The following is a 13501-nucleotide window of genomic DNA, read 5'->3' as shown; positions in this document are numbered from 1 at the left end:
GCGCGCATCCTGCGGTCAAATGCCCGCGTCCGCAAGGGGTTCGGCCAGGTCGAAGACGGTCCGGGCCCGCACCGAACGTTCGGGCGAGGCCGCCCACAACTCGGCCAAGCGGCGGCCGCTGGCCGGATCTACGAAATCCGGCGCGATCTCCGCCAGCGGCATCAGCACGAAGGCGTGCTTCAGCTCCAGACGCGGAATGCGCAGGTTGCCCGGGCCTTCGAGCACGCGGTCGTCGTAGAACACGATGTCGATGTCGAGCGTGCGGTCGCCGAACCTCGGCCCGCTGCGGTCGCGGCCGTGCGCGTCCTCCAGCGCATGCAGCCAGTCGTTCAATGCGAAGGGATCCAAATCGCTGTCGACGACCGCGGCGGCGTTGAGGAAATCCGGACCGTCGAAACCGACCGCCGGAAAAAGATAAGCCTTCGACACGGCCACGCCGGCGAAGCGCGCGCGCAACGCGGCGACCGCCGAGCGCAAATGGCGCTCGGCATCGAGGTTGCTGCCCAAGCTCAGATAGGCCTTACCCATGCGCGGTCGCGCTCCGTTACGCGTCGCCGCGGCTGCGTTCCACGACCACGCCGACCGCTTTGGCGCCGCGCACCGCACCGGGCTTGCTCAACTTCAACCGGACGTTCGCCACGCCGAATTCCTCCAGAACGATCTGAGCGCAACGTTCGGCCAGCGTTTCGACCAGCTGGTATTCGGACTTAGAAACGAAATCGATCAGGCGCTTGCTGATGTCTTTGTAGTTCAAGGTATCGGCGATGTCGTCCGTCGCCGCCGGCTTGCGGTTGTCGAACGCCATTTCCAGATCGAACAGCAGCGGCTGGCGGATTCGGCGCTCCCAATCGTAGATGCCGATCAGGGTCTCGATCTCCAGGCCTTCGATGAAGACTTTGTCCATGTTTGGCTCGGGCGGAAGCGATATCGCGATTCTATGGCGAATCGTTACCGCTTTGGCTCGTGTAGAGCGGAGCTTGCTCCGCTGCTTTGTGGGAGCGGCTTAGCCGCGATCTCTTTTCGGATCGCAGCGGCATGCGAAAGAACTCGCATCTAAAGCAGGAGCAGCGGAGCAAGCTCCGCTCTACACGAACAACAAGCGTCAGGCGACCGCGGGCAGCGCCGCCATGTCCCAGCGCGGCGTCACGTTCACTTCGGCGCCGTCGTGCTGGCCGGCTTGCAGGCGCAGCGCGCCGGCGAAGGCGATCATCGCGCCGTTGTCGGTGCACAGGGCCGGGCGCGGGAAGCAGACCCGGCCGCCGCGGCGGGCGGCGCTGTCGGCCAGCTTGGCGCGCAGGCGCTTGTTGGCGCCGACGCCGCCGGCCACGACCAGGACGTCGCACCCGGCCGCATCCAAGGCGCGCTCGCATTTGATCGCCAGGGTGTCGACCACCGCATCCTCGAAACCGCGGGCGATGTCGGCGCGGGTCTTCTCGCTCCGGTCGCTGTCGCGCCAGGCCATCAACACTTGGGTCTTCAGGCCGCTGAAGCTGAAATCCAGGCCGGGACGATCGGTCATCGGCCGGGCGAACTTGTAGACGCCGGGCGTGCCGGTTTCGGCCAAGGCGGCCAGCTGCGGCCCGCCGGGATAAGGCAGGCCCATCAGCTTGGCGGTCTTGTCGAAAGCCTCGCCGGCGGCGTCGTCCAAGGTCTCGCCGAGCAGCCGGTAGCGGCCGATCGCGTCGACCGCGACCAGCTGGGTGTGTCCGCCGGAGACCAGCAGGGCCACGAACGGCGCTTGCGGCGGGTCGTGCTCCATCAGGGGCGCCAGCAGATGGCCTTCCATGTGATGGACGCCTATCGCCGGCTTGTCCAAGGCCCAGGCCAGGGAGCGGGCCACCCCGGCCCCGACCAGCAGGGCGCCGACCAGGCCCGGACCGGCCGTATAAGCCACCCCGTCGATGTCGTCCACGCTCAGGCCGGCCTCGGCCAGGGTCTGGCGGATCAGGGGCAGCAGTTTGCGGACGTGGTCGCGGCTGGCCAGCTCCGGCACTACCCCGCCGTATTCGGCGTGCAGGGCGATCTGGCTGTAGACGGCGTGGGCGCGCAGGCCGGCCGAACCGGACAGCGCCGTGTCGTAGACGGCCACGCCGGTTTCGTCGCAGGAGGTTTCGATGCCGAGGACGCGCATGGGAGGGATAAGTGGGCGCGGGTTGCGCCTAAGCAAGGCCGGCCGTTATCATACGCGGCTCGCCGGGCGGAACCCGGCGGCCCACCGGCCGTTTTGGCCGGATATCCCAATCACAGAGATTCCTATGCCCAGCGTCAAAGTCCGCGAAAACGAGCCCTTCGAGTTTGCGCTCCGCCGCTTCAAGCGCACCTGCGAAAAGGCCGGCGTCCTGGCCGAGACCCGCAAGCGCGAGTTCTACGAGAAGCCGACCCAGGAGCGCAAGCGCAAGGCCGCTGCCGCGGTGAAGCGCCAAGCGCGCCGCAGCTCGCGCGACGTCACCAAGCGTCAGCGCCTGTACTGATCGGCGGACGGGCCCACCCCGTCCCCCAAGCATTCCGGGCCGGCCGCGCGCGAGCGCTGCCGGCTTTTTTTATTCTCGGCTTTTTGTAGGAGCGGCTTTAGACGCGAGCTTTTTCTATGAAATCGCTGCGATGCCGCGATTTGAGGGCAAGAGCTCGCGGCTGAAGCCGCTCCTACGAAAAGCGACAGCACAGGAGATATTCCGATGAGCCTGAAGCAACGCCTCACCGACGACATGAAAGCCGCGATGAAGTCCGGCGACAAGGATTCGCTGGGCGTGATCCGCCTGGTCAACGCGGCGATCAAGCAGAAGGAAGTGGACGAGCGCATCCAGTTGGACGACGCGCAGGTGCTGGCCGTGCTCGACAAGATGGTCAAGCAGCGCAAGGATTCGGTGAGCCAGTACGAAACGGCCAACCGCCAGGATCTGGCCGACGTGGAGCGCGCCGAGATCGCGGTGATCGAACGCTATTTGCCGGCGAAGTTGGGCGAAGCCGAAATCGTTGCCGCGATCGACGCGGCCATCGCCGAGACCGGCGCCGCCGGCGCGGCCGACATGGGCAAGTTGATGGCCGTGTTGAAGCCGAAGTTGGCCGGCCAGGCCGACATGGGCCAAGTGTCGGCGCTGGTGAAGAAGAAGCTCGCCGGCTGACGAGTCGCTTCGCTCTCCCATCCCGTCGTCCCAGCGCAAGCTGGGACCCATTTTGCTTTTGCTTTTTAGCCGTCATTCCCACGAAGGCGGGACGGCCTAGAGAAAGGCAACGGCGAAAACGGATCCCAGCTTGCGCTGGGATGACGATTTGAAAGCTTCGCGATCGCGAACTGCCGTCACTTTTCTTTTCAACACCATCGGCGATCATCCGCGGCATGCGCCGCCCCGCGACCGAACACTTCCGCCACCACGTGCAGCGCCTGCAGGAAAGCCTGCCGGCCGCGCTGGCGCGCCGCTTCGTCGAAACCGATCTGATGACCCAGGCGGCCTCGCTGTCGTTCTACGCGCTGCTGTCGCTGGCGCCGCTGCTGATCCTGCTGCTGTGGCTGACCGCATCGCTGTATCCGAGCGCGCAGGCGTCGCTGATCGAACAAGTGCGCTCGCTGGCCGGCCAAGACGCGGGCCAGATCGCCGACACGGTGATCGGCAACGCCAAGAGCCGGCCCGACGTCGGCTCGCTGGCCGGCCTCTGGAGCACGCTGCTGCTGTTCGTCGGCGCCACCGCCGTGTTCGCGCGGCTGCAGGGCGCGTTGAACCTGATCTTCCACACGGATGCGCAACGCTTGGGCGGCGGCGTGTTCTCCTGGGCGCGCAAGCGCGTGTTTTCGTTCGGCGTGGTGTTCGCGCTGGGTTTCCTGCTGCTGGTGTCGATGACGCTGACCACGGCGCTGGAGATCGTGTTCTCGAACGTGCCGACGCTGCTGCCGATGCTGGGCAATCTGGCGGCGCTGGCGGTGTATTCCTTCGCCTTCGCCCTGCTCTACCACTACTTGCCCGACCGCCGCGTGCGTTGGCGCCAGGCCTTGATCGGCGGCCTGGTCACCGCGCTGCTGTTCGTCGCCGGCCGCTATCTGATCGGCCTGTACATCGGCCGCGCCGCGCCCGGCAGCGCTTACGGCTCGATGGGCACGCTGGTGATCCTGTTGGTGTGGATGTACTACGCCGCGGTCGTGTTCTTCGTCGGCGCCTTGATCACGGCGGTGATCGACGAGCGGGCGCGGGATGCGGCGTATCCGCCGATCGCGGCGCCGTAGCTTTCCTTCTCCCTCCGGGGCGAAGGCGTGCCGCTTGCGAGCCGCAGGCTCGCGCACGACTGAGCGCCCTTGCGCTATGCGCAAATGGCCGGGGCGCGAAGCGAGCACCGAGGGCGGACGGCGAACGAATCCATTACCGCTCGCGGCGATATGCGAAAGCCGACGTGCATTCTCGCGATCTTGCACAACGTCGCTTCGCCGAACCCTCACCCCAACCCATCTCCCGATGGAGAGGGGCCAAATCAGCTCAGCGGTTCGCGCGGCGTAGCGTCGGTGATCGGTCCTTTGTCCGAAGACGGTCCGGTCGGTCCGGTGGTGTCGCCCACGCCCGCTTCGCTGGCGCTGCCGCGCTCGCCCCACAGCACGTGGCCGCCGTACCAGGCTTGCGCGGTCACATCGACGGCAGGCCGATCCGCCAGATCGAAGCGAATGCCGCCGCTGGCCGCGACGTCGGTGGTGACCCAGGTGGGCGCCTGGGTTTCCCAATGCCCCGTCTCCGGGAAATTGGCGTGCGATCCCTGGCCGACATACGACACCGGTCGGCCGTTCTCCTTCGGCGCATCGGCCCAGGAACGGCTGATGTCCAGGCCGCTGTGCGCGCTGTAGCGCACTTCCACCGGCTGGAAATCGCTATCGAGTTGCACCGTGATCTTTTCCCAGTCGCCTTCGTGGTTTTGCGCGTCGCCCAGGCCCGGCGGGCCGTCGTTGTAGGAATAGAACAAGTGATAGGTGATGGTGTTGGTCGCCGAATCGTACTGGTACAGGTTTTTGCTGTTGCCCAGATCGCCGGCGCGGATGCCGTCGCCGAGCTGTTCGTTCTGGTGGTCGAGAAACAGCTGGCCGTCGGCGGTTTCGTTGCCCTTGCCGATCGTCGCCAGTTCTTCCGGAGGCACCTCGCCCAAGCCGTGCACTTCCTTGTCGCCCCAGAAATCGCGCTCCTGGCGCAACGTGGATTGCTGGATGTAGGTGTTCGGATCCTGCAGGAAATTCTGTTCGTCGGGATGGAAGTACAGGATCGGCGCGTACCGCTCGGCCAACGCCTGTTGCTGCACCGGCGTAAGGCAGTAGGGCGCAGCGGTGGACGGCTCGGAGGTCGGCGGCACGGGGGCCGAGGCGCGGGCTTCGACGGGGTACACGGGCGGCTCCGGAGGGTGACGGCGAGGCCTCCATCCTAGGCCGGGCGCGGGCGGCGCCCAGCTCGGGGCTGCCCTAGGTCCGCAAGCCCGGAACCGCGCGCCAAGCCCGTTCAGGCTCGGCGGGGGCTTGCCGCGGATGCGATCATGGAGGCATGGCCCGCATCCCCGACGCCTTCATCGACGACCTGCTCGCCCGCACCGACATCGTCGAGGTGATCGGGACGCGCGTGCCGTTGAAGAAGCAGGGCAAGGAATATTCGGCGCGCTGCCCGTTCCACGACGAGCGATCGCCTTCGTTCACCGTCTCGCCGACCAAGCAGTTCTACCACTGCTTCGGCTGCGGCGTGCACGGCACCGCGATCAGCTTCCTGATGAACTACGACCGGCTCGAGTTCCTCGACGCGGTCGACGAACTGGCCAAGCGCGCCGGCATGGAAGTGCCGCGCGACACCCAGCAGCGCAACGAAAACGGCGACACGCGCGACGTCTACGCGGCGCTGGAGGCGGCGGCGAAATTCTTCCACCGCCAATTGGCCGGCAGCGACAAGGCGCGCAGCTATCTCGACGGCCGCGCGGTGGACGCCGAAACCCGCGAACGCTTCGCGATCGGCTACGCGCCGGACGGCTACAGCGCGCTGAAGGATGCGTTGGGCACCGACGAGCGCCGCATGAAGCTGCTCGATCGCGCCGGCCTGTTTTCGAAAAGCGACAACGGCCGCGTCTACGACAAGTTCCGCGACCGCGTCATGTTTCCGATCCACGACCGCCGCGGCCGGGTGATCGCGTTCGGCGGGCGCGTGCTCGACCCCGAGGATTCGCCCAAATACCTCAACTCGCCCGAAACCGCGCTGTTCCACAAGGGCCGCGAGCTGTACGGCATGTGGCAGGTGCGGCAGGCGAACAGCAAGATCGAACGCCTGATCGTGGTCGAAGGCTATATGGACGTGGTCGCGCTGTTCCAGCACGGCGTGACGCAAGCGGTGGCCACGCTCGGCACCGCGACCACCCCGGACCACGCCGAGCTGCTGTTCCGCAACGCGCCGGACGTGTACTTCTGTTTCGACGGCGACGCCGCCGGACGGCGCGCGGCGACGCGAGCGATGGAATCGGTATTGCCGCGCATGAAGGACGGCCGCCAAGCCTTTTTCCTGTTCCTGCCCGACGGCGAGGATCCGGACACGCTGGTGCGCCACGAAGGCGCCTCCGGTTTCGACGCGCGCCTGCGCCAGGCGACGCCGCTGAGCGAATTCTTTTTCGCCGAACTGTCGGCCGACGTGAATCTATCGACGCTGGACGGCAAAGCGCGCCTGGCCGAACGCGCCAAGCCGATGCTGGCGCAGATCCCCGACGGCGCCTTCGGCGACCTGATGAAGCAGCGGCTGACCGAAATCACCGGCGTCGGCGCGCGAGCGAGCGCGCCGCAGACGCATGTGCCGATGCAGCGGCCGCGCCCTACCGGCACCGCGCCGGCACCGAAGCAAAGCCTGGTGCGCAGTGCGATCGCCTTATTGCTGCAGCGGCCTTCGCTGGCGGCGGAGATCCCGATTCCGCTGCGCTTCACGGCTTTGGAACAGCCCGGCGTCGGCCTGCTCGCGGATATGCTGCAGTTGGTGCAGGAGCGTCCGGAAATCACCACTGGCGGTTTGATCGACCATTTCGCCGACCGCGAAGAGCACGCGGCGTTGCAGAAGCTCGCTTCCCACACCATTCCCGGCGACGAAGCGTCGTGGCGGAAGGCGTTGTCGGATGCGATCGCGCAGCTCGAACAAATGACGATCAAACAGCGTGTCGAAGCGCTCAACACGCGGATCCGCGACGCCGGCAGCATGTCCGCGCTTTCGCCCGAGGAGCGCGAGGAGTTGCGCAGCCTGCAATTGCAGGCGGGCGCAGTACGGGCGAGCGGCTCTTAACCCCCTCTCCCGCTTGCGGGAGAGGGCTGGGGTGAGGGCGCGCGGACGATCAGTTCGCGTCAAACATCACGATTCCGGATTTTTATCGCAAGCCAGGCAAACGCCGCGATCTGCCGCGACGCGCGCCCTCACCCAACCCTCCCCGCAAGCGGGAGAGGGCTTTTACGCGCTAAGCTCCGCGTTCCAGTTCTGGGGAGAACTCGCATGACTCGCACCCGCCCGGCCCTGTTCGCCGCCCTCGCCCTCGCCTGCGCCCTGCCGGCCGCCGCGCAAACCCAAGCCGTCAAGCGCGAGGAAGTCGGAAACCGCATCACCGAAAACGTACCGGCCATCCCGGCCGAGCTGATCGAACGCCTCAACCGCTACCAGAACGTCCGCGGCGCCAGCGTCGCCGGCTGGACCCAGGACGGCTGCGTGCTGATCAGCACCCGCTTCGCCGAAACCAGCCAGGCGCATCGCGTCTGCCAGCCGCTGGGCATGCGCGAACAGATCACTTTCTACAACGAGCCCGTCAGCGGCGTGACCCTGGCGCCGGCGAAGTCCGGCCGCAACGGCTTCGTGTTCGGCAAGGACGTCGGCGGCAACGAGTTCTCGCAGCTGCACTGGTACGACCTGGCCACGCGCGAAGTGACGATGCTGACCGACGGCAAGCGCAACCAGAACGGTGGTGCGCTGTTCTCCAGCGACGGCAAGCGCCTGGCCTACAGCAGCACCGCGCGCAACGGCACCGACACCGACATTTGGCTGCTGGATACGGCCACGCGCCAGGCCAAGCCGCTGGTGACCGAAGGCGGCAACTGGTCGGCATCGGACTTTTCGCCCGACGGCAGCCGCTTGCTGGTCACCAAGTACGTGTCCGCCAACGAAGCCTATCCGGGCGAAGTGGATCTGGCTTCCGGCAAGCTGACCCTGTTTCCGGTGGACGGCGGCAAAGCCTCTTTCGGCGGATTCGAGTTCGCTCCCGACGGCAAGGCCGTGTATTTCGTTTCCGACGAGCCGGTCGACGGCCAGCCGAGCGAGTTCCAAAGCCTGCGCTACCACGATCCGGCCAGCGGCAAGTTCGAAGTGCTGACCAAGAACATCCCGTGGGACGTCGACGGATTCGAAATCTCCGACGACGGCAAGCATCTGGCCTACATCACCAACGAAGACGGCATCTACAAACTGACCGTGCTGTCGCTGCCCGGGCACAAGCCGATCAAGCTGCCCGAACTGCCGCTGGGCTTGATCGGCGGCCTGCGTTTCTCGCCCGACGGCAGGCGGATCGCGGTGACGCTGAACACCGCCACTTCGCCCAACGACGTGTACGTGATCGATCTGGCGGACGCGAAACTGACGCGCTGGACGCATAGCGAAGTCGGCGGCCTGGATACCTCCGGCTTCGTTTCGCCGACGCTGGTGCGTTTCCCGACCTTCGACCAGGTCGACGGTAAGCCGCGGACGATTCCCGCGTTCTACTACAAGCCCGCCCAGTCGGCCGCGGGCGGCAAGCACCCGGTGATCATCGATATCCACGGCGGACCCGAAGGCCAGTCGTTCCCCGCGTTCGATCCGTACACCCAGTTCATGCTCAAGCAACTGGGCATCGCCGTGCTGGTGCCGAACGTGCGCGGCTCCTCCGGCTACGGCAAAAGCTATCTGAAACTGGACAACGCCGAAAAACGCGAGGATTCGGTCAAGGACATCGGCGCTTTGCTCGACTGGATCGCCAAGCAGCCGGAACTGGACGCCTCGCGCGTCGGCGTCACCGGCGGCAGCTACGGCGGCTATATGGTGCTGGCGTCGCTGCTGCACTACAGCGACCGGATCAAGGCCGGCGTGGACGTGGTCGGCATCTCCGACTTCACCACCTTCCTCAACAATACCGAAAGCTACCGCCGCGACTTGCGCCGCGCCGAATACGGCGACGAACGCATCCCGGAGATGAAAGCGGTGTTCGACCGCATCTCGCCGCTGAAGAACGCCGGCAAGATCCGCTCGCCGCTGTTCGTCGCGCAAGGCAAGAACGACCCGCGCGTGCCCTACACCGAAGCCGAGCAGATCGTGAAGGCGGTGCGCGGCAACGGCCAGCCGGTGTGGTTCATGATGTTCAACGACGAAGGCCACGGCTTCCGCAAGAAGAGCAATAACGACTACTTTGACGCGGCGACGATCCTGTTTTGGCAGCAGCATCTGCTCGGCCGGAAGGACTGAGGCCTTCGATCCCTGGAAAAGAAACGGGCCGCTTTCGCGGCCCGTTTCGCATGCTTCGCCGAGAGTGCTCAGTCGACGATCTTCCAGTTCGAATCGCCGATCTGGGTGACGCTCTGCAACTGGGTGTGATCGGCTGCTTTCCAGATGGTCGCCGCACCTGTGCTGCCATGGCGCCACAGGATGTCGGCCTTGCCGTCGCCGTCGTAGTCGCCGGTGCCGTAGACCTGCCAGCCCTGATCGTAGACCGATGGCAGGCTTTGGATCGTGGCCGGATTGGCCGACTTCCAGATCGCATTCGCGCCGTTGCTCGTATTGCGCCATAGCACGTCGGCCTTGCCGTCGCCGTCGAAATCGCCGACGCCGACGATCTTCAGCGCAAGGTTGTACACCGGCGCCAGATTCTGGGCCGCGGCCTGATTGGCCGACTTCCAGATCGCGTTCGCGCCGGTGGCGCCGTTCCTCCAGAAGACGTCGGAGCGGCCGTCGCCGTCGAAATCGCCGACACCCGCGATTTGCCAAGCCTGGTCGTTGACCGCGGCGATCGGCAATTGCGTCGCCGAATCGCCCGAACGCCAGATCGCGTTGGCGCCGTCGGATGTGTTGCGCCAGAGGATGTCGGATTGGCCGTCCTCGTCGAAGTCGCCGACGCCCGCGATCTTCCAAGCCAGATCGGAGACGGTGGTCAGGTAGTGCGCGTTCGCCGCATTCGCGGATTTCCAGACCGAAGCCGCGCCCGTGCTGCCGTTGCGCCACAGCAGGTCCGCGTGGCCGTCGTTGTCGAAATCGCCGCTGCCGGCCACGGTCCAGGCCTGGTCCGGCACCGCCATCGCGCTTTGCGACGAGCCGAAATCGGCCGACGGCCACACCATGTTCGAGCCGGTGGCCGAGTTGCGCCAGAACAGATCCGACACGGCGTCGCCGTCGTAGTCGCTTTCGGCGCGCGCCGGCACGCTCTTCAGCACGCGGCCCGAGGGCGCCACCACGTAAACGGCATCCTGCGCATCCACCGCCACGTCGTAGGCTCGGTACTTCATCCCGGCGACCGTGCTGATGGTTCCGTCGGGAGCCACCTTGCGCAGCGTTTCGCCGACGATGTACATCGCGCCGTGGGAATCGAACGCGATGCCGGTCGGGCCGGTGAGCGCAGCCTGCGTCGCAGGACCGCCGTCGCCCGCAGGGCCGAACAGGCCATTGCCGGCGACCGTGCTGATGATGCCGTCCGTGCCGACCTTGCGGATGCGATTGTTGCCGTAGTCGCCGATGTATAGATTGCCCGCGGCGTCGAACGCGAGCGCCATCGGGCCCCAGACCGATGCGTCGGTCGCAGGACCGCCGTCGCCGCCAAAGCTCGCCGTTCCGTTGCCGGCGACCGTGGTGATGATGCCGTCGGTGCCGACTTTGCGGACGCGATTATTGCCGTAGTCGGCGATATACAGATTGCCAGCGGCATCGACGGCGACGCGCGTCGGCCGGCGCATCCGCGCCGACGTGGCGGGACCGCCGTCGCCGTCGTAGCCGATGCCGTCGCCGGCGACCGTGCTGATGATGCCGTTCGGCGCCACCTTGCGGACTTGGTTCGCGATGTAGTCGACGATATACAGGTTGCCGGCGGCATCCTGCGTCACGCCCCAGGGATAGTAGATGGTCGCTTCGGTCGCCGGGCCGCCGTCGCCGTCCCAGGTCATCGCGCCGGTGCCCGCCACCGTGCTGATGATGCCGTTGGTGCCGATCTTGCGCACGCGTCCGTTGATCCAGGCGTCGGTGATGTATAGCTCGCCTGAATTGCCGACGGCCAGGCCCCGGGTGAACGACATGATCGCTTGGGTGGCCGGACCGCCATCGCCGTGGAAATTGCCCAGCCCGGCGACCGTGTCGATGATGCCGCCCGAGATCTTGCGGACAATGAAGCTGCCGTTGTCGGTGAAGTAGAGGTCTCCGTTGGGACGAACGGCGATGCTTTCCGGCCCGTAAATGTTCGCATCCACGGCGGGACCGCCGTCGCCGTCGGTGACGCACAAGCCTTGGCCGCCCGATATCTGGTAGATCATGCCGTCGGGAGTGAGCTTGTCGATCGCGCAGGTGTTGTCGGCGATGTAAATGTTGTCGTCCGCGTCGGACGCGATGCCGTAAGGGAGCGATACCAGCGCCGTAGCGGCAGGTATGCCCTCTGGTGTCGGATAACCGGCCCCGCCGCCGCCCGTCACGGTCGCGATGTTCCCATCGGGCGACACGCGGCGGATGCGGTTGTTGAACGTATCGCTGAAATACACGTTGCCCAGCGAATCCGTCGCCACGCCGTTGGGCTGGTTGACCTTGGCCGCGATCGCGGCTCCGCCGTCGCCGGCGAAGCCCGCCGAACCGGTGCCGGCCAAGGTGAGGATGATGCCGCTCGGCATGATCTTGCGGATCCGATGCCCGCGGACTTCGGCCACGTACAGATTGCCAGAAGCGTCGAAGGCCAATCCGTAGGGCTGGCGCAGGCCCGCGCTCGTCGCCTGTCCGCCGTCGCCTGCCGAATTGTCTTGGCCGTTGCCGGCGACGGTGGTGATGACGCCGTTCGCGTCGATCTTGCGCACGCGATTGTTGAACGAATCGCTGAAATACACATCGCCCGCCGCATCGACGACGACGCCGCGCGGTCCGGCCAGGGCCGCCGCGGACGCAGGCCCGCCATCGCCCTTGAAACCGTAAGTGCCGTTGCCGGCGAACGTGGTGATCGTGCCGCTCGGCGATATTTTCCGGATCCGGTTTTCGTCTTCCTGCGCGATATAGGCATTGCCCGCCGCGTCGAACGCGATTCCGCGCGGACTCGCCAACGCCGCATTCTTCGCTGGCAAACCATCGCCCAAGAACCCGCCGGCCACCGTTTCGAACCGCTGCGTTTGCGCCTGCGCGGCGCCTAGGCACGACAGCAAGAGCACAGCGGCCGCCCACCATCGGGCCGATCGCCCGACGCGATTTTCCTTCACTTGTCGCATGTCCTTCCCCCTTCCTTTGGCTGATGGCACCGTCGAAGACGATGCCGGGCCATGATGAAGCGGGCGTGTCTCAAATGCGAAGATTCGACAGGAAAGCGGCTGTCCGGGCCGCCGCTTTGCGGAGGCCGTCACAACGGCCGCCCATTCAGGCTTGCGGCGCGAACTCGATGCCCGGAGCCGGCTGCAAATACGGCAGCAGCCAATGGTCGACCAGCAGGAAGGCGAACAGCGCCATCAGATACACGATGGAATAGTTGAAGACCTTCATCGCGTAGAGCTCGTCGGGCGGATCGAGCAGTTTCCACGCGTACCACAGGAACACCGCGCCCAGCACCAGCGCGCCGCCCAGGTAGAAGTTGCCGCTCATTTCCACTAGCCGCGGCAAAACGGTCGCGATCACCAGCAGCACGGTGTACAGCAGGATCTGCCAGCGCGTGTAGACCACGCCGTGGGTCACCGGCAGCATCGGCACCATCGCCCGCGCGTAGTCTTCGCGGCGGAAGATCGCCAGCGCCCAGAAATGCGGCGGCGTCCATACGAAGATGATCAACACCAGCAGCAGCGCGTACGGCCAATCCGTCGGCGCGCCCATGCCGGTCACCGCGGCCCACCCCAACAACGGCGGCGCGGCGCCGGCGATGCCGCCGATCACGATGTTCTGCGGCGTGGCGCGTTTCAAGAAGCCGGTATAGACGAAGGCGTAGCCGATCAGCGACACGAAGGTGAGCGCCGCGGTGATCGGATTCACCAAGAACACCAGCACCGCCATCGACGCGATGCCGAGCGCGGCGGCGAACGCGACCGCTTGCCGCGTGCGCAAGCCGCCGGTGGGCAGCGGCCGGTCGTAGGTGCGCGCCATCACCGCGTCGATGCGCTGGTCGAGCACGTGGTTGATCGCCGCGGCCGAAGCGGCCGCCAGCCAAATGCCGAGCAGGCCGAACACCGTTTGCCGCCATGGCGGCAAACCGGGCACGGCCAGGAACATGCCCACCAGCGCGGTGAACACGATCAGCGCCACCACGCGCGGCTTGGTCAAGGCCCAGTATTCGCGAGCTTTGCTCGGCATGC

Annotated in this window: 11 protein-coding genes; 5 read left to right on the top strand and 6 right to left on the bottom strand. The window is 66.3% G+C overall.

Annotation, left to right across the window (positions count from 1 at the left end; all coding sequences use genetic code 11):
• Positions 1–15 precede the first annotated feature (15 nt).
• From folK to tsaD, 3 genes are all read right to left on the bottom strand, one after another.
• A complete protein-coding gene (gene folK, locus FCE95_RS14525; RefSeq protein ID WP_137267769.1) occupies positions 16–528 on the bottom strand; it encodes a 2-amino-4-hydroxy-6-hydroxymethyldihydropteridine diphosphokinase in 513 nt (170 codons plus the stop codon).
• A gap of 16 nt (positions 529–544) precedes the next feature.
• Positions 545–904 carry a dihydroneopterin aldolase gene (gene folB / locus FCE95_RS14520; protein ID WP_137267768.1) on the bottom strand — a complete coding sequence of 120 codons (360 nt, stop codon included), beginning with the start codon at positions 902–904 and terminating at the stop codon, positions 545–547.
• A gap of 198 nt (positions 905–1102) precedes the next feature.
• Positions 1103–2131, bottom strand: a complete 1029-nt coding sequence (gene tsaD, locus FCE95_RS14515; protein WP_137267767.1) for a tRNA (adenosine(37)-N6)-threonylcarbamoyltransferase complex transferase subunit TsaD — start codon at positions 2129–2131, stop codon at positions 1103–1105.
• Positions 2132–2255: 124 nt separating this feature from the next.
• Here tsaD and rpsU point away from each other — a divergent pair, with 124 nt between their 5' ends.
• From rpsU to FCE95_RS14500, 3 genes are all read left to right on the top strand, one after another.
• Positions 2256–2471, top strand: coding sequence for a 30S ribosomal protein S21 (gene rpsU / locus FCE95_RS14510; RefSeq protein WP_056134345.1), 216 nt, complete (start codon positions 2256–2258; stop codon positions 2469–2471).
• Between the two features lie 204 nt (positions 2472–2675).
• Positions 2676–3122: a GatB/YqeY domain-containing protein gene (locus FCE95_RS14505; protein WP_137267766.1), complete on the top strand. Its 447-nt coding sequence runs from the start codon at positions 2676–2678 to the stop codon at positions 3120–3122.
• Positions 3123–3337: 215 nt separating this feature from the next.
• Positions 3338–4216, top strand: a complete 879-nt coding sequence (locus FCE95_RS14500; protein ID WP_137267765.1) for a YihY/virulence factor BrkB family protein — start codon at positions 3338–3340, stop codon at positions 4214–4216.
• Between the two features lie 242 nt (positions 4217–4458).
• Here the strand turns inward: FCE95_RS14500 and FCE95_RS14495 are convergent, their stop codons facing one another.
• Positions 4459–5352 (bottom strand): Vps62-related protein, encoded by an 894-nt coding sequence (locus FCE95_RS14495; protein WP_189644785.1) that lies wholly within the window; start codon positions 5350–5352, stop codon positions 4459–4461.
• 152 nt (positions 5353–5504) lie between these two features.
• Here FCE95_RS14495 and dnaG point away from each other — a divergent pair, with 152 nt between their 5' ends.
• On the top strand, positions 5505–7262 hold the full coding sequence (dnaG, locus tag FCE95_RS14490; RefSeq protein WP_137267763.1) for a DNA primase: 1758 nt from the start codon (positions 5505–5507) through the stop codon (positions 7260–7262).
• Between the two features lie 204 nt (positions 7263–7466).
• Entirely contained in the window at positions 7467–9455 is a 1989-nt protein-coding gene (locus FCE95_RS14485) for an alpha/beta hydrolase family protein (RefSeq protein WP_137267762.1), read from the top strand.
• 68 nt (positions 9456–9523) lie between these two features.
• On the opposite strand, the gene FCE95_RS14480 is transcribed toward FCE95_RS14485, so the two are convergent.
• Entirely contained in the window at positions 9524–12433 is a 2910-nt protein-coding gene (locus FCE95_RS14480; RefSeq protein ID WP_137267761.1) for an NHL domain-containing protein, read from the bottom strand.
• 145 nt (positions 12434–12578) lie between these two features.
• On the bottom strand, positions 12579–13499 hold the full coding sequence (cyoE, locus tag FCE95_RS14475) for a heme o synthase (RefSeq protein ID WP_137267760.1): 921 nt from the start codon (positions 13497–13499) through the stop codon (positions 12579–12581).
• Between the last annotated feature and the right edge of the window lie 2 nt (positions 13500–13501).

This window comes from Luteimonas gilva, assembly GCF_005239095.1.
In the GTDB taxonomy this organism is placed as follows: Bacteria; Pseudomonadota; Gammaproteobacteria; order Xanthomonadales; family Xanthomonadaceae; genus Luteimonas_C; species Luteimonas_C gilva.
The sequence above is the reverse complement of the archived record's forward strand: the minus strand, read 5'-3'. Positions and strand labels throughout refer to the sequence as shown.